We start from the raw sequence: 19,081 nt of genomic DNA, 5'->3' as shown, positions 1-19,081 counted from the left end.
TAGTTTGTTTTTTCCTTTTTTCTACAGGCTGAAATCGTCCGGAGTTCCAATTTCCACTGTGGAACTCCTGGATTTTTTAAAAGCAACCGAGGTTTTGACCAGAGATAAGACATTTCTTTCAGTTAACGAGTTCTATAGAGTTTCGAGACTTTGCCTTGTAAAAGACGTAAAATATTACGACGCATTTGATCTAGTATTTACCGAACTATTCGGAGAAAGAGGTGTACTTAAAGAATCATTTCGCAAGGAAATGATGGATTGGCTCTCTACTATATTCGAAAATCCGAATAAACTTCCCCCAGGCATGATCCCTCCGGAAGAACTCTGGAAAGAGTTTTTAGACAGACTCCAAAACCAAAAAGGAGAACACCATGGCGGGAATAAATGGATCGGTACTGGAGGAAGTTCTCCTTTCGGTCATTCTGGAGTAAATCCAGGCGGAGTCCGCATAGGCGGAGAAGGTTCTGGAAAGTCCGCTATTTTCCAAGCAATGGAAAGGAAATATAAGGAATACCGGACTGACGAACAATTGGATGTTCGACAAATTAAGATCGCACTGAAAAAACTCAGGAACTTAAGAAAGGAAGGAATACCGGAATTTCATCTTCCTAAAACTGTAGATGCGACTTGTAAGAATGCAGGAGATCCTGAGCTTATATTTGACCGAACCAGAAAGAATGGGATCAAAGTATTACTTTTAATGGATACCGGCGGGAGCATGACCCCTTATGCAGAAAGAGTAAGTAAACTTTTTTCAGCGGCCCATCAAATGAATCACTTTAAGGAATTCGGGCATTATTATTTTCATAACTCTGTTTATGATTCTGTGTATCCAAAAGGAGATCTAAGATATCCGATCCCTCTGAAGAATCTTTTTAAAAAACATAAGGATGATACAAAGCTCATTATCGTTGGCGACGCATACATGGCTCCTTATGAACTTTTAGATCCTGCTTACGGATTTTATCATTCCAGATTTAGACAGGAATCCAGACTTCCGGAACATCCTGAATCGGGACTGGACAGTTTCAAAAGGATAAAATCCCATTTTGACGATACTATCTGGATGAATCCTGAACCAAAAAGATATTGGGATGCGCCGACCATCTACGAACTCAAAAAAGTATTTCCTATGTTTTTTTTGAGCGTAGATGGATTAGAAGATGGGATCCGAGAACTTTTAGGAAAAAGATAATTAAGGTTTTAGAACGAATTTATATTCTATACTTACCTCGTCCTTTGCAGTTGCAAATAATAAACTAGGTCTTTCCACATCAAAATCACTCATCAAGATCTGGAATTTTCCGGATAAAACAGTATCTTGTCCCTCTTTTTGGATGGTCGCTACTGATTTAATCGTTTTGGTTTTTCCTTTTACTGTCAGATTTCCTGTGATCGTCCATTCATTATCCTTAGCAGTAATGGAAGTGCTCGTAAAACTGATATTGGTAATTGTAGGATATCCTAGAGATTCAATGATATGTTCGTCTCTGTTCTCGTCTCCGGATTTGATCTGCGAGATAGGGATTTCAATCTTAACAAGTTTAGGGAATTGTAAACCGCCGGGCCCTTGAGTCAAAGTCATAGGACTTACTGTAGTACCGGAACATTTTCCATTCACTGTTTTGAAAGGGTGGATTGCTATAAAATTGATCTGAGATTCTTGTAGTTTTAATTCTTCTGAAAAAACGGAAGAAACGCTAACTAAGAACAAAATCAAAAAACGTAAAATACAAGACACTGTGATACTCCTTAAAAATAAAAAACTGCTATAGAAACGCTGAGTGCTCCGAATCCGGCCCAACCGACTACTCTCATTTCATTTGCTGCGCTCGGACCCTCTTTGGAAATCCTTTCTCCAATAAATGGAAGTGCAAGCATTGCAGGCAGATGGATCCAAATCATTGCCTTATGAGTGAATATTGTGCTAAGTCCTGGTTCTCTTTCTAAACTTTTGGAAGGAGAGAAAAATGCGAGTCCCGCAGTCAGCGCGTATAAAGTAAAAGTAGTTCCCGCTAAAGCGGAATGCATACTTCCCGAAGATTCTGAATCCCAAGGAGAAGATTTCATAATTGCAGTGTATAAAAGTAAATTCTTTTGAGGATCGGAGATCAGTAAATAATTAGCGTAAGGTTCGTATTCTCTTTTCAGATTAGAGAGAGCCTGCTCTCCAACTATATTCGTAGCGAGCCAAAAACCCCAGGTGAAAAGACCTAAACCTTGGTGCCAGTCTAAAAGGGAACGACGTAGCTCTACTCGTTCCTTTTCTTTATGCAAATCCTTTTGTTCAACCGTATTTATCGGAGAAGTTTCTTGGCTATAAAATTTAGGAGAATATCTCGAAAAATCCGGAGTTAAAGGGTTAACCTCAGCCCATCCTGAAAAATCATTATAAACATACGGAGAAGAATGCAACATTGTGCTCGTACAGAAAAGAAAAACAACGGAGAATAATATTCCTTTTATGAAGGTCATATCAGATATCTAAAACGAATTATAGAAAAGGAAATCATTATTTATGAGAAGTGACAAAAAGCAATAAACGACTTGGTTTTTGGAACGAACTGAAAAGGTAAAATCCGGATCGTTTATCCGGGGATTTTGAGAATGCGGATCTGTATTATCTTTTGTTCTGCACTCTCTTTAATATTTCCGTGACTGCTTGGGTATATCCGTCGTACACACCTTTATCATAATCGGATAGTGTCTTGTAATTCAGTCCGGAAAACTCTTTTAGTAGTTTGGAAAGTTCTTCTTCAATTACATTTTTGCGAATATATACTGTTTCGAAATGGTTCGGATGCATAAAGTTTATCCGTAAAATTCTGATCTAAGCCTATGGCCGATTTCTTTTTGGTGTCCCATTAGAAACTTTGGATATTCCATTTTCAACCAATTTATGGCCTCTCTGTATCTAACGTATTCTTTTTCCTTACGTTTAAATTCAGGGCTATGAATTGAATTTTGGCCATTTTTGATCCGGCTAGGAAGAATATGATGTAGAATTTCGTGATGTACCACATGTTCCAGAACGTAAAGCGGAACCTCTTTATGGTCCAGGATCGGACTGATACGTATATTCATATTCCGTTTTTCGTAACTACCCAATCTTCTTTTTCCGAGTCGATCCGCCCATCCGATGGAAAGTAGTTTTGTATCCATTTTAGGAAAATAGTAAGAAGAAATTTTTTCCAAAATTACCCTCAAATCGTAGACAACTCCGTTTTCCTTCAATTTTTTGAAATTGGCCGATCCGGATTCAGGGAGAGAATTCAGGAATTCGGCAACTTCTTCTTTCCAAATCTGTTTTGGTTTGAGTCCCAACAATTTAGAAATGAGTAATCGGACAAAGGATAAGATTATTTCCTCTCTGGCTTCCATCAAAGAGGAGTGAAATTTGGCGGTTAGTAAACCGTTATGGAATGAAACAGAATGATTTCCGTTTCTATACGGATAAAATTTAAGTTCTACCGAACGGATTTGGCTTTCTTTGAAACGCCTGGATTTGACTTTCAAAGAATTCCAAATAGAAACCAGAAGTTCTTCCCAGTTCCTGTCCGAAGCAAGATCAGGAACCGAAAAACTCTCTAATTCTTTTTCTGGCATCTGAATCATTTTGGTTTTGAGAACTTGGAGAAGAAGAAGGATTAGATGTTTCTTCTTTTTTATTGATAAAAATTTTATCTAATACTTTTTCAGGTTCTCTGATCTCTTCTATAAACCTAGAAACTCGATTGAAGTATTGCGAATTTTTCTGTTGAGAGATTTGAGGGTAGGTGAGCAGCAATTTCTTTTTAGCTCTTGTGATTCCCACATAAAATAGTCTCCTTTCTTCCTCTAAGTTTTTCTCTCCTCTCCCGGAAGGAAAAGATCCTTCTGAAACATTTAATAGTACTACGGTATCAAATTCCAAGCCTTTAGAAGAATGTACTGTGGATAAAATTAATCTTTCGTCTTCTTCCTCGGGGGAAATTTTGTCTAAGCTGCGGTTAGGCCCTTCTAAACTCATATCCACTAAAAATTCGTGTAAGCTTTCGTATTTTTGCGAAAGGGTCAAAAACGCATTCAGATCTTCTAATCTTCTTTTGAAATCATCGTATTTCTTTTCGAGTAGGGGAGAATAATAGTCTATAAAGTTTCCTAAAAGTCTTTTTAGATCTTTTTCGGAATCGCTGATTAATTGATTTAATTCTTTTAAATGAGAAGCTGTGGTTCCTTTTGATTCTGAAATGACCCTTTCCAGATTTCCGCCGGATCTTTCCAAATCAGTCAGAATCGACCTTGCTTTTGCAGCACCAATTCCGGGAAGAAGTAACAAGACTCTCAGCCAAGAAACTGAATCCGTTTTATTCTCCCTAATTTTTAGAAGAGAAAGATAATCCTTTGCATGAGCGCTTTCTACAAATTTTTTTCCACCAAATTTTAAGAATGGGATATTTCTCTGAGAAAGAACTAATTCTAGCTGGTTCGAATTCCATCCGGACCTAAATAGGACTGCTATATCCTTTAAGGGAACTCCGTCTTCTCTTCTTTCTAAGATCAGATCTGCAATTCCTTCCGCTTCTTCTAATTCGTCTGCATATCCAATCAGCGCAGGCTTTTGAAAGTCTTCATTTTTAGTGTATAGATATTTTTCGTATTTTTCTCTGAAATTGGAAAGGACCACATTGGCCAGATTTAAGATAGATGGAGTGCTTCTGTAATTTCTTTCTAGATAGATCGTTTTAGTTTTTGGAAACAGTTTCGGAAAATTGAATATTCCATTTACATCCGCTCCGCGAAATGAATACACACTTTGCGCATCGTCTCCGACTACCAAAATATTTTCATGGTCTAATGCAAGTAAACAGGTAATATGAGCCTGGATCTGATTCGTATCCTGAAACTCGTCCACCATAATGTATTTGTATTGTTCGGAGACCTTTTTTCGGACAGTTTCATTTTTATTCAGAAGATCTCTTGTAAATACTAAGAGATCATCATAATCCAAAAGAGATCTTTGCTTTTTGTAGTCAGCGTATTCTTGGAAAATTTGGCGAATAGCGGATTCTTGATCCAAAAACTTAGGATATTCTGCTTCTAATAATTCCTCTAAGGATTTTCCACGATTGATGACGGAAGAATGGAGAGAGATCAATGTGTCGTTAGAAGGGAATCTGGACTTCTGTTTTGCATATTCTCCCTCTGTTCTTAATAGTTGGAATATATCTGAAGTGTCTGATTCATCTAAAACGGAAAACTGAGAAGAAAATCCTAGAACGGGCGCATATTTTCTGAGTATATGGCTTCCGAAAGAGTGAAATGTTCCTCCATGAACTCGAGCGCAACGTTTGTCCAGGAGAGATACGGCTCTGGAGAGCATTTCTCTAGAAGCTTTTCGGGTGAATGTAAGAAGTAGGATATTTTCGGCAGGGATGCCCGATTCGACTAATTTGGAAAGTCTGTGAACGATTGTTTTTGTTTTTCCCGTTCCGGCACCGGCGATCACTAAAACCGGGCCGTTTAGGGTCTCGATAGCTTCCTTTTGTTTTTCGTTAAGTGACTCTAAGGACGCCATTAGTGAGATTAGTGGTGGTGATGTCCCCCCTCACCGTGAACATGTCCATGACTCACTTCCTCGTCAGTCGCTGTCCTGATATTTACGATCTGGACATCAAAAATCAGATCCACCCCAGCTAAAGGATGGTTTCCGTCTACGATCACAGATTCTCCCTTGATATCAGTAATCGTGTAAACGGTATCCGGCTCGTCTGTTTGGAACATCATTCCAACGCTCAATTCTTCCCCTTCCGGGAATTGGCTTTTAGGCACATCGAAAACTAACTCCGGATTTTTTTGGCCATAAGCCAAATCAGCGGAAACAGAGATTACTTTTTTGTCTCCAGCTAACATACTTTTGATTTCGTCTTCAAGACCGGCAATGATCTGTCCGGTTCCTTCCAGATAAGAAAGAGGATGACTTCCTTGAGAAGAATCGATTTCGTTTCCTTCTTTATCTGTTAATTTATAGTGAAAAGTCACTACTCTTGGGTTCATTTATTGCTCCAACCGGGTAAGGCCCCTTGACGGGTAAGGGAGGGAAGTTCCGGCACGTGATTTAAGTTAGTATATTCTTGGAAGATCCTAGGACAATCAGATTTTTGAGACTAAGTCAAAAGTCGTAGGAAATTTCGACCCCGAAATTCTCTACATCCTTAATGAACTGTTCAACTCGATTTGCCAGAAAGAACCAAGAATCCCTATGCACTATATCGTTTAGAAAATTCAGGAACCGATTCGTATTCCTAAGAGCGAATTCTCTGTCTTGGGTATAGTTTAGAAGAACTGTATATGCCAAAGACTTTAGAATTTTATCATTTTCAGCTAATTCCAAATATCCAGGGAGATTCGGCTCGAATAAACTGAGCCTGGTTTTTGCGCTCCCTTCGGTTACATATAAATTATAATCTGCTGAATTTGGAACTCTGTCGGCTGAGTATACTTTCATCTTGGATAACTCCTCTAGAAACCAGAGGAAAATGTGGTTTCCATTAAGAAACATACCCGCAAAAAGTCAACGGGAAAGAATAGTTTTGTCATTTATAAGCCACAAAACAGGCTTTAGTTTAGAGAATGTTTTAGGAAACCTTTCTCAAATAATCTGTTGGACGGAACATTCTTTGCACGTCCAATCCGTGACCCTCCAGTAAGTTTAAAAGTATAACATCCGATTTTCGTAATTGAAAATAAATTTTTACTAATAGTATAAGATTCTGTTGTATACAGATGTTTAATTTTGATTTCATACCTGCCTCCGAAGAAACGGGTATGAAATCCATTAGATTGGTTTTACTTTTTTTAGTTTTGTTCCGTTCCGATCTTAGAAGCAGCCAAATAACCTTCTAACATGGCTCTTTTCGCGTCTATTCCGGAAGCGTCTTTTGCTCCACCGATCAGATAAGAAGGAATATTAGTTCTTTCTTTACTGAAAGTTTCATACAAGGAAGCATCACTTGTTTGTCCGGCGCAAAGAATAATAGAATCGCATTCTAATGTTTTTGCTCCTTCTTTTTTGGTCTCAATCACAAGACCTTTATCATTCACTTCTTTATATGTTAGGGAAGAAAGGAATTCTACTCCTTTGGATTGTAATTCCTGCAAAAGTGCCCAAGAGGTAGTAGCCCCCAAACCTGCGCCTACTTTTCCGTTTCTTCTTAAGATTGAAACTTTTCTAGAAGCGGTTTCCGGCTGGATCACAGCTTGTGTATAAGAATTTACATTGTACTTTTCGAAGTAGGTAGGAATATCCGGATCCTTTTCCTCAGTAAGTTTATGAGCCACATCCACACCGATCCCTCCACCGCCGATTATGGCAACATTGGAACCAGGCTTGAATGTCCCATTCAAGAACTCCACATAACTTGCATGTGGTTTTTTCTCTAAACCAGGGAGGTTCGGATTTCTAGGAAGAACTCCAGTTGCAAAGATCACTGCATCTGGTTTAAGATCATCCAACATTTTTAGATCCGCTTTTGTATTCAGACGAATATCTACTTTTAAACGAGGAAGTTCATTTTTGAAATATCGGATCGTTTCAAAAAATTCGAATTTACCGGGAATAGCAGCTGCCAAATTCAATTGGCCTCCTAATTTTCCAGAGGCTTCTAAGAGAATAACTTCATGGCCACGTAAAGCGGCAACTCTTGCAGATTCCATTCCTCCTGGACCGGAACCTACTACTACCACTCTTTGTCTTTTTGCCTGAGGAAGAGATTTCCAGTCCAGTTCTCTGTTTGCAGAAGGGTTTACCAAACAAGAAACCATTTCTTCTTTAAATGTATGATCCAAACAAGCTTGGTTACAAGCCACACATGTATTCACTCTTTCAGTTTGGTTTTCTTTGATCTTATTTACGATTTCTGCATCCGCTAAGAATGGTCTTGCCATACTCACAATGTCTGCTTCTCCGGCATTCAATACTTGGATGATTGTTTCTGGCATATTGATTCTATTGGAAGCGATGATTGGAATTCCTGGAACTGCAGACTTTATTTTTCCTGCGATCTTTGCCCAGGCTCCTCTCGGAACCAACTGAGAGATTGTAGGAATACGAGACTCGTGCCAACCGATCCCGATATTGAGTGCGTCTGCTCCTGCTTCTTTTAATTCTTTCGCAAGAGAGATTACTTCTTCGAAAGTTGGATTGCCCGGAATCAAATCGATCCCGGACATTCTTACGATGACTGGAAAGCCAGGCCCGACTTGTTTGCGGACTTCTTTCATAGTCTCGATCGCAAATTTTCTGCGGTTTTCAGGAGAGCCGCCGAACTCGTCTGATCTTTTGTTTGTTACTTCGGAGAAGAATTGGTTAACCAAATATCCTTCTGAAGCCATAACCTCTACCGCTCTGAAACCTACTTGTTTAGCACGTAATGCGGAAGATCCGAAATCACGGATCGTTCTCCAAGCATCTTCTGTAGAAAGTTCTTTTGGTATGAATCGATTGATAGGAGCGCGTAGCGCGGAAGCTCCTACGAGTTCTCTGTGGTATGCATATCTTCCCGCATGAAATAATTGTGCGCAGAAAATTCCCATTGGTTTAAGAACGGATGCGACTTTTTCAAGCTCTTGGCAGTCTTCTTCCTTTTGGAAATCGAAAAATATATTGGAACCTTTTCCTTCTGAATTCACCGAAATTCCTCCGGTGGTTATCAATCCAACTCCTCCTTCAAATCTTTTCCCATAGAATGCAGCCATTCTATCCGCAGTCTTGGGCATTCCCTCTAGGCCCAAGTGCATGGAGCCCATGATAATACGATTCGAAATAGTTTCGTCTCCGATGGATATCGGGCGAAAGATTGGGGAAATATCTAAAGAAGACATTCACAGTCCGCCTTTCTTTTTATTTGAGTAGAACAGTCGTTCTACTGAGAAAGGTTTTAAACTGAATTTGGAAAAGGCAACGGTTTTTCTAGGAAATTTGAAAATAGATACCGAACATGATTCGGCAAAACTTTTTCAATTCATAGAAAAACGATTTAAAGCGGAGATATAAGCTTGAGAACAAGCCTCAATAATATCAGTCGAACTTGCTTTTCCTACGACTCTTTCTCCATGTTTTTCTAAAGTAACGGAAGCTTCCGCCAAAGCATCTTGTCCTTCTGTTACTGGAGAGATTACGAGTTTAATAAGTTCTACATCAGAGATAGTTGCCTTCTGGATTGCTTTAAATATTGAATCGACCGGGCCGTCTCCGGTTGCGGATTCTTCTTTTAGATTTCCTTCGATGGAAAGCCGGATACTAGCAGTAGGTGTGCTCTTAGTTCCGGTGGTTACATGAAAACTTTCTAATACGTATTTGTCGTTGGAAGATTTTCTGGATTCATCCGCGAATAATGCACGGATATCCTCGTCGAAAATTTCCTTTTTACGATCTGCGATCTCTAAAAATCTTTGGTAAGCTGCTTCTAATTCTTCCGGATGAGGGCTGAATCCTAAACGAACGATCCTATCTTTGAAACCGGCTCTTCCACTATGTCTTCCTAAAACCATACGGTTGGATTGAATTCCTACACTTTCAGGAGTCATGATCTCGTAGGTTTCTCTATTTTTCAAAACTCCGTCTTGGTGGATCCCTGATTCATGAGCGAATGCGTTTGCACCTACAACTGCCTTGTTGGGTTGTACCACCATTCCAGTGATTGTTTTTACTAAATAAGATGCTTTTGCGATCTCTTCCGTTTGGATCCTGGTTTGTATTCCAAATTTATCCTTACGTGTACGAAGTGCCATGACCACTTCTTCCATCGCTGTGTTGCCGGCTCTTTCTCCGATACCGTTTACAGTACATTCAATTTGTCTTGCTCCGTTTAAGATGGCAGCAAGACTATTAGAAGTTGCAAGTCCTAGATCATTATGGCAATGCGCGGAGAAGATTGCCTTCTCACTTCCTTTCACATTTTGGATCAGGAATTTGAATAATTCTCCGTATTCGTACGGTGTTGTATATCCTACAGTGTCTGGGATATTGATCGTAGTTGCACCAGCTTCGATCACTGCTTCACAAAGTTCTCGTAAGAACTCAGGTTCTGAACGAGTCGCATCTTCTGGAGAAAATTCCACATCGTCTACATGGTCTCTGCAGATCTTGACTGCTTCCACGGCCATTTTCAAAACCTCGGCAGGATCTTTTCCCAGTTTGAATTTCATATGAATGGGAGAAGATGCGATAAAAGTATGAATTCTTCTTTTTTTAGCGGGAATGATTGCTTTTGCTGCTGCTTCTAGATCCGGACGAACTGCTCTTGCGAGTGCTGCGATGATTGGGCCTTCTACTTCTCTGGAAATTCTTTGGACTGCTTGGAATTGGACTGGAGAAGAAACTGGGAAACCTGCTTCGATCACATCCACATTCATTTTAGCAAGTTGGAGTGCGATCTCTATCTTCTCATTTTCACTCATTGCCGCGCCTGGGCATTGTTCTCCGTCTCGGAGAGTGGTATCGAAAATCCGAACAAAATCCAAATTTGAGTTCATATGCTTGGAAAACTTCCCTAACTCCAAAATTATAGTCTGAATTGGGCCGTAAACCTAATAAATAACCGGTTTCGGCTTTCGGAGGTTAGACTTGGATTTAGATAAAGACTCTCTCAGTTTCTATGGAGCCAGCTTAAAAGCAGATGATTGTGCTATGATAGCAAGGCTTTACTCGGAACTTTTTGGCGGAGAAGTCCAGGTGTCTAGTCCCGGTCACGCAGAACTTCTCTTTTCTGAAAACCAAAGAGTGATCTTTAGCAAAGAAACAGAAGAATGTCCAGTGTCTCCTGGAACCCTAGTTTGGAAGATCTCAAAGACCCGGGTCCCAGCTTTCGAAACCAAACTTCTCGGGGCGGGGTTTGAGAAGGAATTAACAACCAGTAAATATTCTTCTTACCTAGACCGTTGGAAAAATCGGATTTGGTTGTACTGGTAACCTAAAACCCTCTGTGTTCTTTGTGCTCTCCGTGCGAACCAAAAAAGGAATTTCGCGCAGAGATCACGGAGGACGCAGAGTTTTCAGCCCGGATAAGTCTGGATCTCTTCTTTCCCTTCTTTGAGAGCCGCTTCTGCCATTTTATGAGCATCTTCTCCCAAGTATTTTTCGATCCAGTAATGTGCCAGATAGATGATGGGGGTGATCCCTATAGCTATGAAGATCTTGTATCCGAAATTGGTATAGGAGATAGAATTCAGAGTTTGGAAATCGTAGGTTCCCCAATAGGCCACAAAGATAACAACATAAGAGTCTAAAAGTTGAGAGAAGATAGTGGAACCAGTGGCCCTTAGCCAAAGAAGTTTGTTTTTGGTCTTTTTGCGGATCAAATGAAAGACTTGGATATCCACAAGCTGCCCGATCAAGTACGCCACGATGGAGCCTGTGATCACTTGCCCAGTATTAAAGAATACAACCTGAAAGGAATGATCGTCTACCGGTGAATTTCCCGCAGCAGGAATTGCCATATCCAATTGAAGAAGGAAGAATGCCAAAACGATCATTACCATACCTACTAGGGTTAGGTATCTGACACCTCTTCTTCCATAATACTCATTCAAAAGGTCCGTTACGATAAATGTGATCGGGAAGGGTATTACCCCCAAGGTCATGGTTAACGCCTTGCTTCCGATCGCAACTTGGAACCATTTTGAGCCAGTCACCTCTGCCATCAAAAGGAAGGTTATGAAGATGGAACCTAAAACGAAAAATAGTTTGAAGGGCCGGTGAAACTGCATCTGAGGAAAAATCTTGCGAATTCAGTCTCTGTCAATCAAAGAACAGATTGGAACCTCACAAACGTTTGACAGGTAGGCTACCTATAAATCACTGGAAGACAGTCGGTGCTTTACTTTTGGCCTCCGCGATTCGATAAATATATAGAGCTCAAATGAATCCAAACGATGAACCTTACACCCCAGAGGACTTGATCCGCCCAGTCCCTTATCAACCTAAAAAGCAGCCTCTCTGGCAAACGAGCCTAGTGAGCCTGACTTGGTTATTACTTTCCGGAATTTCTTTTTATCTAGGACTACAGGCCTTAAAGGCAGATCCTAAACCTGCTTCTGCCCAAGCCGGAACAGAGCAGGTAGTATTGCAAAATACTGCTCTCAAAGCGGACCTGGCTCCTACTGAGGGAGCCTGGGAATCTTGGAAGAAATGGTGGAATTCCAACAATACATCTTCCGAATCGGATGGGACTGTAAGTTCTTCCGAGCCTGAATCGGAAGACGATCCTGCTTTCAGAGCTTCTACTTGGTTCTCCGACTATGAGGCGATGAAACGTACTGTTCATCTGTATAATGAGATCCATCCGTTTATTTATGGATTCAAAGGAAGAGAGACAAATAACGGAGATCTTTATTCTCTTTGGGGATCCGCTCAAAAACATGCGCGCGTTGCTGAGCTTAAATCTTTAAATCCAAAAGTTAAGATCATTCCTACAATCTTCCGTTGGGAAAACAAAAATGAGAAGATCTCTGAAAACATAGGTCTGAACGGACGTAATGATATCAGAGACAAACATATCCAGAATATTCTATATGAAGTGGATACCTACGGTTTCGACGGTATCGATATAGACTATGAAGGAATGAGCTGCGAGAAAAAAGAGAAGTTTGAAGAGTTCATCGTTATTCTCTCCAAAGAGATCCACAAACGTGGTAAACTTCTTTCTGTAGCTGTTCACCCTAAGACTGCCGCTAAAAAATCCGGCATGAAAGCATGTAAGGGTCTAAAAGAAAAAATTAATATGGATTTTGCTGAGAATTGGAGAGGTCCTATGACCCACGATTACGCTTTCTTAGCAAAACATGCAGATCGTGTAAAGGTGATGGCTTACGAACTTCATCCGCGCAAGCAAGGAAACCCAGGACCTGGGCCTCAGGCACCTAACGTTTGGATCAGAAATATCATCACTTACGCAAAAGAAAGAGTTCCTGCTAAAAAACTATATATGGCGATCCCGACTTACGGATATGATTGGGCTTTAAATTGTAATGCGAAGATCAAAGCTGTATATTGGTCGGACGCATTAAAACGCCAACAACTTGGTGTGACAAAACAACCTACGAATATCACCCAAGTTTTAGCCGATAACAAAAACTCCGATTCTTGGACAAATCTTTCCAAGTTCAGTTGGGTTCACCAAGGTAAAACTTACGAAGATCCTAGCATTTGGTATAAGTCGGAAGGTTGTGATCGTGTAGCATTCTTCATGAATCGAAAAGCTTTCGAAGAGAAAATGACTCTATTAAGATCTTATGATATTGGTGGATTCTCTTTCTGGCAATTATTATCTGATAACGATCCGGGGATCAATGATTACTTGGAATTGCTTGTGACTAATAAACTTCCACCTGTTCCTAAGGCAAAAAAACTACCTGAGGTTCCGAATCCTGATGTAAAACAGGCTCCTCCGGAAGAAAATCAGGAAGAAGCCAAGAACAACCTGGATCTTGTCAAAAAATAAAACTACAATCATCACAGAAGATCCTTCTCTCGCAGCAAAAATACTGAAAGAGGGAGGGATCGTTCTATTTCCTACCGAAACTGTTTATGGTCTTGGCGCTGATTCTAGAAACCTTTCTTCTTGTTTAGAAATTTATAAAATTAAAAACCGTCCCGCGGATAATCCTCTTATCGTTCATCTCGGAAATCCTGCTTTAATCCCCGATATTGGAGAAGTTCCGGAGAACGCAAGGATCCTGATCAGACAATGTATGCCCGGACCTTTGAGTCTGGTTTTAAAGAAGATCGATAAGTCTGTTTTTTCAACAGGGCTTACTACAATAGCAGTTAGAGTTCCTTCTCATCCAAAAGCTTTGGAAATGCTATCCTATTTCGGAGGGCCGGTTTCTGCTCCTTCTGCTAATCTTTCGGGAGAACCGTCGATTACAAGATTGGATGATGCGATCTCCGAGTTTGATGGTTTAGTAGATCTAATCTTAAAAGGTTCAGACCCGGAAATCGGTTTAGAATCTACTGTTGTGGATTTTTCAATTTCTCCGCCTAAACTACTTCGTCCTGGATATTTCGGCTGGGAAGAATTACAAAAGTATGTTCCCGATCTGGAAGATTATAGTCTGTTGAAAGAAGGAGATATTGTTTCTAGCCCCGGAGTAAAATATAAACATTATTCTCCTAAAGCAAAAGTGATCTTCACTGAAAACCAAACTCCAGATAGAGAATCTGCTGCTATCGGTATCAGTCTAACCAGAGGCTGGAAATTCGCTTTGGATCTACGAAACAATACTGAGTATATGAAAAATTTATACTCATTCTTTAGGGATTGCGATCGTTTGGGAATTTCCAAAATTTATTGTTTTCCACCTGCGAAAGCTAGCGGAAAAGAAGCGCTCTTAAATCGGATATTAAAAGCTCAGGAATCTTAAATTTTAGATAACTCTTGCGCAATCTCTGAAAAATGTAGGATCTCCAACGGATTTTGGTTAGGAGCTTTTTTCAGTTTAGCAAATAAATTCCCGCCGAACGTTTGCACTCCGGGTTTTAAGTCTTGGACCAAGTCTTTCCAGCTATAAGTCCCAGGCAGATAGCGCACATCTATCTTTTTGGATTTAAGTTCTTGTTTCAGATCTTGTAATATATCTAAAAATGAATCGCAGGAATCTAAGAATCCGGATTTACGGAATGTTTCTCCGGAAAATATACGACCTTCTCCATAACTCTTTTCTAATTCTTGGAAACTCGTTTTTCTGGATTCGATGACTCTATTATAAAATAAGTCTCTGGATCTTAAGACTTCCTTTCTGAGGAATTGCTCAGATTTAGGAGAAAGTTTGCCGTATTCGGAAAGAATGTCCCTATGTGGATAAAACCCGATCCTTTCTTTTTGGACTCCGAATTTATCGTAGAGTTTTTTTAATTCGAATCTCATCATTACTGCGCCAATAGAACCGACAATAGAGTAAGGTGTTCCGTGTATTTTTTGAGTGGCGCAGGATAGGTAGTATCCTCCGGAAGCGGCTACATTCAATACGTATGTGATAACAGGTTTTTTCTCTGCAAGTTTTTTGATCTCTCTGTAAAGAAGCTCGGAAACAAGTGCACTTCCTCCTGGAGAGTTCATTTCCAAAATGACTGCTGCAATTTTTGGATCTTCCTTAAGATCTTTGAAAATTTCTTGGTAATATCTGAAGGAAACTTGTCTAGACCTAAAATCTTCTTCTCTTCCTAAATCAGGAAGAATATTTCCTTGTACCGGAAGAACCGCTACGATCGGAATCGATTTAGAGATAAGTGAAAAATTTGATTTTTTATGATATAATCTGAAACCTTTAGGGCTTAATTTTCTATATTTTGGTTTATCCGTTTCATTCTCTTTTTTATAATTTTCGAATAAGTAATTTTCTTCGAACTCGTCTTCTTCTACAAAATCGGTGAGAAATCCCAGCTTTTTCAATTTTTCAGAACTGATAATAGGTTCTTCTAAAACTTTAAGATCTAAGTTTGAGGACTGCTTAAAACCATTGGAAAGCAGATCTTTATAATCGCCGAGTAACGCTTCTAAATTTTTACGAGCCGGTGCGGAGAAGGATGTTCTTTGGAATGTTTCTCCGAATGATTTGAACGCTCCACTTGCATAAGCTTCTACTCCTACGCCGAATTTTTTAGCTGTAGCTCCAAAAAAATAAGGCTCAGCGGAAGGAAGTACAGGAAAGAATTCGGATGCGGAAGAAGAATATCTGTATTTACATTGTGAAAGTAATAGTAATGCTTTAGTTCCTCCGCCTAAACAAAATCCGGAAGTCTCAATACCTTTTTTATTCAATGTTTGGATTGCTTGGCAAATATTCCAAACTTCTCCAAATCCGTATTCTGGATTGGAAATATGGAAGGAAACTTTTTTCAAACCTGGGACTTTTGTTAAGGCTTTCAATCCCAATAAAAAATCCACCAAGAAGGGATCTTCTTCTTTTGAGACCAATAGTCTGACAAAAAAAGATTTTTTATCAAAGGAGAATGAAGAAGGAATTTCCAAATAGAAATGATCTCCCTTTCGGATGGTCCAGGATAAGATCCTAAATCCTTGGAACAAAATCCGGATCGGCAAAAATATAAGAGAGAACAGAATTCTAAACATTGGAAATTCCTTTTGGCGACCAAAGTAAAACGGACATTTATTCCGGAAAACGTAAAATTGCGGAAGGAAAACCGCTTTTCAGCCTGGCTTTCCAGAAATTATCTGAAACCTAAGAGAGGGTTATTCGTTTGGATCATATCCGCATCCGAGGAGCTCGGGAGCATAATCTTAAGAACATCAATGTGGATATTCCACGGGATAAACTCGTGGTGATTACCGGACTTTCAGGTTCAGGTAAATCTTCTCTTGCTTTCGATACGATCTATGCGGAAGGACAGAGGAGATATGTGGAAAGCCTCTCCGCTTATGCTAGACAATTTTTAGGTCAGATGGAAAAGCCAGATCTGGATCTGATCGAAGGACTTTCTCCTGCAATTTCTATAGAGCAGAAGACTACGCATCGTAATCCTAGATCTACTGTAGGAACTGTAACAGAGATCTATGACTACCTACGTCTTCTTTATGCAAGGGTAGGAAAACCTCATTGTCCTATTTGTGGAACTCCAATCCAATCTCTCTCCATCGACCAAATCACCGAAAGGATACTAAATTTTCCGGAAGGAACTAAGATCCAAATTTTGGCTCCTATTGTTTCTGGTAAGAAGGGAGAACATAAAGATGTTCTGGAAAAGATCAGAAAAGATGGTTTTAACAGGATACGTCTGAACGGTGAGATCAAAACTTTAGACGAAGAGATCGTTCTCAAGAAAAGTTTTAAGGCAACGATTGAGATCGTTGTAGACCGCCTTGTGATCAAGGACGGGATACGTTCTCGTCTGACAGACTCAGTCGAAACAGCTCTTAAACAATCAGAGGGAATTCTTCTCATGGATGATGGGAAGAAGGACCATACATTCTCCCAAAAACTTTCCTGCCCGAATCACCCAGAAGAATCTTTACCGGAACTTTCTCCTAGATTGTTTTCATTTAACTCTCCATTCGGTGCCTGCGAAACCTGCGACGGACTAGGTAGTCTTCTAGAATTTGATGAGGATCTTTTAATTACAGATTCAGAACTTTCTCTTGTGGAAGGTTGTATAGAAGCATGGGCAGGAGCTAAGAGTAATAGTTATTGGTTTTTAACAACCGTTCATTCTTTGGCTAAAAAATTAAAATTTGATTATAATATTCCATGGAAGGATCTTCCTAAAAAAGTCAGAGATACAATTCTTTACGGGGATAAAAATCTCAAAATAGATTACGATTTCAGAAATGAAAAATCCCACTATGAGTTCAGTAGGGAATTCGAAGGCGTGATCCCGAACTTAAAAAGAAGATATAAAGAAGGTTCGGAAGCAAGACGCCAGCAATTAGAAGGATATATGACCAATCATCATTGTCCTGCATGTGAAGGAAAACGTCTGAAACCAGTGAGTCTTCATGTAGAAGTAAACGGTCTGACCATAGATAAATTCTCCGCATTCAGTGTGGAAAAAGGTTTAGACTTCGTAAAATCAATGAAGCCAAAAGGCAGCGAAGAAATAATCGCAAGACCTATCTTGAAGGAAATCCAACAAAGACTTACATTTTTGAATGATGTGGGAGTTGGTTACTTAAGTTTAGAACGTGCCGCCGGAACTCTTTCCGGTGGAGAAGCACAAAGGATCAGACTCGCTACCCAGATAGGATCGAGGCTCCAAGGTGTATTATATATTTTAGATGAACCTTCTATCGGACTTCACCAAAGAGATAATACGAAATTAGTAAATACTCTGAAGGATCTAAGAGATCTTGGTAACACGGTTTTAGTGGTAGAACATGACCAAGAAACCATGGAAGAAGCAGATTGGCTCATCGACATGGGACCAGGTGCAGGTGTTCATGGTGGAACAATTGTTTGTTCCGGAACGCCAGAAGAAGTTTCTAAAAACAAAAATTCTCTTACAGGCAAGTTTTTATCAGGCAAAGAATTTATCCCAGTCCCGAAGACTGTTCGACCAGGAAATGGGAAAAAGCTTAAGATCGTAAACGCAAAAGAGAATAATCTTAAAAACGTAAGTGTGGAGATCCCACTTGGAAAACTGATCGTAGTTACAGGAGTTTCCGGTTCAGGTAAGTCTACTCTGATCAACGATATTTTATACAATGCAGCGGCTCATAAAGTTATGAAGATGAGAACCGTCTGGGGTAAACATGAAAAAATCACAGGTCTGGAAGAAATAGACAAGATTATCAATATCGATCAATCTCCAATCGGTAGAACTCCTAGATCCAATCCTGCAACTTATACAGGTCTTTTCACTGTTGTTCGCGATATGTTCGCCCAACTGGAAGAATCTAAACTCAGAGGTTATTCTCCGGGAAGATTCAGTTTTAACGTTAGCGGAGGAAGATGTGAAACCTGCGAAGGCGATGGTATCTTGAAAATTGAGATGCACTTTCTCCCGGACGTGTATGTAACCTGTGACGTTTGCAAGGGAAAACGGTACAACCAGGAAACATTAGAAGTTCGTTATAAAGGAAAGAATATCTACGAAATACTGGAAATGACAGTAGAGGATTCTATTCCATTCTTCGAAAATATTCCTGCATTAAAAAGAAAACTGGAAACCTTGGGCGAAGTGGGTCTAGGATATATTAAGCTTGGGCAGCCTGCGACGACATTCTCCGGTGGCGAAGCGCAAAGGATCAAGCTTGCCACCGAATTATCCAAAAGGCCTACAGGAAAAACATTATACATCCTGGATGAACCTACCACAGGACTTCATTTTGAAGATGTTCGACATCTAATGGTCGTTTTACATACGCTTGTAGACCGCGGAAATTCAATGATAGTCATCGAACACAATCTGGATGTGATCAAACAAGCGGATTGGATCATCGATTTGGGGCCGGAAGGTGGAGAAGGAGGCGGAAAAATTATCGCTGAAGGAACTCCAACAGATATTGCAAAGGTAAAAGAATCTTTTACAGGACAATATCTGAAAAAAGTTTTAGGAAATCCTGGGAAGAAGGCAGGTTAAATTTTC

Annotated in this window: 17 protein-coding genes; 5 read left to right on the top strand and 12 right to left on the bottom strand. The window is 39.9% G+C overall.

Annotated features, from left to right (window positions below; all coding sequences use genetic code 11):
- Positions 1–4: 4 nt before the first annotated feature.
- Entirely contained in the window at positions 5–1,195 is a 1,191-nt protein-coding gene (locus tag CH352_RS06020; RefSeq protein ID WP_100705925.1) for a VWA containing CoxE family protein, read from the top strand.
- Here the strand turns inward: CH352_RS06020 and CH352_RS06015 are convergent, their stop codons facing one another.
- From CH352_RS06015 to CH352_RS05970, 10 genes are all read right to left on the bottom strand, one after another.
- Positions 1,196–1,741 (bottom strand): YceI family protein, encoded by a 546-nt coding sequence (locus CH352_RS06015; RefSeq protein ID WP_100705924.1) that lies wholly within the window; start codon positions 1,739–1,741, stop codon positions 1,196–1,198.
- A gap of 11 nt (positions 1,742–1,752) precedes the next feature.
- A complete protein-coding gene (locus CH352_RS06010; protein ID WP_100705923.1) occupies positions 1,753–2,475 on the bottom strand; it encodes a hypothetical protein in 723 nt (240 codons plus the stop codon).
- Positions 2,476–2,620: 145 nt separating this feature from the next.
- Positions 2,621–2,806 carry a hypothetical protein gene (locus tag CH352_RS06005; RefSeq protein WP_100705922.1) on the bottom strand — a complete coding sequence of 62 codons (186 nt, stop codon included), beginning with the start codon at positions 2,804–2,806 and terminating at the stop codon, positions 2,621–2,623.
- 5 nt (positions 2,807–2,811) lie between these two features.
- Positions 2,812–3,615 (bottom strand): SprT-like domain-containing protein, encoded by an 804-nt coding sequence (locus tag CH352_RS06000; protein ID WP_243396244.1) that lies wholly within the window; start codon positions 3,613–3,615, stop codon positions 2,812–2,814.
- Complete coding sequence (locus tag CH352_RS05995; protein WP_100705920.1) at positions 3,569–5,557, bottom strand: ATP-dependent helicase; 1,989 nt, start codon at positions 5,555–5,557, stop codon at positions 3,569–3,571. The genes CH352_RS06000 and CH352_RS05995 overlap by 47 nt, the downstream gene beginning before the upstream one ends.
- Before the next feature lie 8 nt (positions 5,558–5,565).
- Complete coding sequence (locus CH352_RS05990; RefSeq protein WP_100705919.1) at positions 5,566–6,036, bottom strand: FKBP-type peptidyl-prolyl cis-trans isomerase; 471 nt, start codon at positions 6,034–6,036, stop codon at positions 5,566–5,568.
- Positions 6,037–6,151: 115 nt separating this feature from the next.
- On the bottom strand, positions 6,152–6,487 hold the full coding sequence (locus tag CH352_RS05985; protein ID WP_100705918.1) for an LIC14007 family protein: 336 nt from the start codon (positions 6,485–6,487) through the stop codon (positions 6,152–6,154).
- Positions 6,488–6,617: 130 nt separating this feature from the next.
- Positions 6,618–6,785, bottom strand: a complete 168-nt coding sequence (locus CH352_RS19000) for a hypothetical protein (protein WP_165780153.1) — start codon at positions 6,783–6,785, stop codon at positions 6,618–6,620.
- Positions 6,786–6,837: 52 nt separating this feature from the next.
- Positions 6,838–8,862: an oxidoreductase gene (locus CH352_RS05975; protein WP_100705916.1), complete on the bottom strand. Its 2,025-nt coding sequence runs from the start codon at positions 8,860–8,862 to the stop codon at positions 6,838–6,840.
- Positions 8,863–8,997: 135 nt separating this feature from the next.
- The gene (locus CH352_RS05970) at positions 8,998–10,515 is read right to left on the bottom strand and encodes a 2-isopropylmalate synthase (RefSeq protein WP_100705915.1); all 1,518 of its coding nucleotides are present in this window, start codon (positions 10,513–10,515) and stop codon (positions 8,998–9,000) included.
- 91 nt (positions 10,516–10,606) lie between these two features.
- Here CH352_RS05970 and CH352_RS05965 point away from each other — a divergent pair, with 91 nt between their 5' ends.
- Complete coding sequence (locus tag CH352_RS05965) at positions 10,607–10,951, top strand: hypothetical protein (protein ID WP_341476367.1); 345 nt, start codon at positions 10,607–10,609, stop codon at positions 10,949–10,951.
- 83 nt (positions 10,952–11,034) lie between these two features.
- Here the strand turns inward: CH352_RS05965 and CH352_RS05960 are convergent, their stop codons facing one another.
- Complete coding sequence (locus CH352_RS05960) at positions 11,035–11,748, bottom strand: queuosine precursor transporter (RefSeq protein ID WP_100705914.1); 714 nt, start codon at positions 11,746–11,748, stop codon at positions 11,035–11,037.
- A gap of 152 nt (positions 11,749–11,900) precedes the next feature.
- On the opposite strand from CH352_RS05960, the gene CH352_RS05955 reads away from it, so the two are divergent.
- Positions 11,901–13,481: a glycosyl hydrolase family 18 protein gene (locus tag CH352_RS05955; RefSeq protein ID WP_100733507.1), complete on the top strand. Its 1,581-nt coding sequence runs from the start codon at positions 11,901–11,903 to the stop codon at positions 13,479–13,481.
- Entirely contained in the window at positions 13,468–14,403 is a 936-nt protein-coding gene (locus tag CH352_RS05950; RefSeq protein ID WP_100705912.1) for an L-threonylcarbamoyladenylate synthase, read from the top strand. Before CH352_RS05955 ends, CH352_RS05950 begins: the two co-directional genes overlap by 14 nt.
- Here the strand turns inward: CH352_RS05950 and CH352_RS05945 are convergent.
- Complete coding sequence (locus tag CH352_RS05945) at positions 14,400–16,112, bottom strand: S49 family peptidase (RefSeq protein ID WP_100705911.1); 1,713 nt, start codon at positions 16,110–16,112, stop codon at positions 14,400–14,402. The two genes, CH352_RS05950 and CH352_RS05945, sit on opposite strands and share 4 nt — an antisense overlap.
- A gap of 128 nt (positions 16,113–16,240) precedes the next feature.
- Between CH352_RS05945 and uvrA the strand changes: the two genes are divergently transcribed.
- Positions 16,241–19,075, top strand: a complete 2,835-nt coding sequence (gene uvrA, locus CH352_RS05940) for an excinuclease ABC subunit UvrA (RefSeq protein ID WP_100705910.1) — start codon at positions 16,241–16,243, stop codon at positions 19,073–19,075.
- Positions 19,076–19,081 lie beyond the last annotated feature (6 nt).

The organism is Leptospira hartskeerlii, assembly GCF_002811475.1.
Taxonomy (GTDB): domain Bacteria; phylum Spirochaetota; class Leptospiria; order Leptospirales; family Leptospiraceae; genus Leptospira_B; species Leptospira_B hartskeerlii.
The sequence above is the reverse complement of the archived record's forward strand: the minus strand, read 5'-3'. Positions and strand labels throughout refer to the sequence as shown.

Excerpts from the sequence above, each read along its gene's own strand:
- CH352_RS06010 (WP_100705923.1), bottom strand. The coding sequence starts at position 2,475 with ATGACCTTCATAAAAGGAATATTATTCTCCGTTGTTTTTCTTTTCTGT.
- CH352_RS06005 (WP_100705922.1), bottom strand. The coding sequence starts at position 2,806 with ATGCATCCGAACCATTTCGAAACAGTATATATTCGCAAAAATGTAATT.
- CH352_RS06000 (WP_243396244.1), bottom strand. The coding sequence starts at position 3,615 with ATGATTCAGATGCCAGAAAAAGAATTAGAGAGTTTTTCGGTTCCTGAT.
- CH352_RS05995 (WP_100705920.1), bottom strand. The coding sequence starts at position 5,557 with ATGGCGTCCTTAGAGTCACTTAACGAAAAACAAAAGGAAGCTATCGAG.
- CH352_RS05990 (WP_100705919.1), bottom strand. The coding sequence starts at position 6,036 with ATGAACCCAAGAGTAGTGACTTTTCACTATAAATTAACAGATAAAGAA.
- CH352_RS05985 (WP_100705918.1), bottom strand. The coding sequence starts at position 6,487 with ATGAAAGTATACTCAGCCGACAGAGTTCCAAATTCAGCAGATTATAAT.
- CH352_RS19000 (WP_165780153.1), bottom strand. The coding sequence starts at position 6,785 with ATGAAATCAAAATTAAACATCTGTATACAACAGAATCTTATACTATTA.
- CH352_RS05975 (WP_100705916.1), bottom strand. The coding sequence starts at position 8,862 with ATGTCTTCTTTAGATATTTCCCCAATCTTTCGCCCGATATCCATCGGA.
- CH352_RS05970 (WP_100705915.1), bottom strand. The coding sequence starts at position 10,515 with ATGAACTCAAATTTGGATTTTGTTCGGATTTTCGATACCACTCTCCGA.
- CH352_RS05960 (WP_100705914.1), bottom strand. The coding sequence starts at position 11,748 with ATGCAGTTTCACCGGCCCTTCAAACTATTTTTCGTTTTAGGTTCCATC.
- CH352_RS05955 (WP_100733507.1), top strand. The coding sequence starts at position 11,901 with ATGAATCCAAACGATGAACCTTACACCCCAGAGGACTTGATCCGCCCA.
- CH352_RS05945 (WP_100705911.1), bottom strand. The coding sequence starts at position 16,112 with ATGTTTAGAATTCTGTTCTCTCTTATATTTTTGCCGATCCGGATTTTG.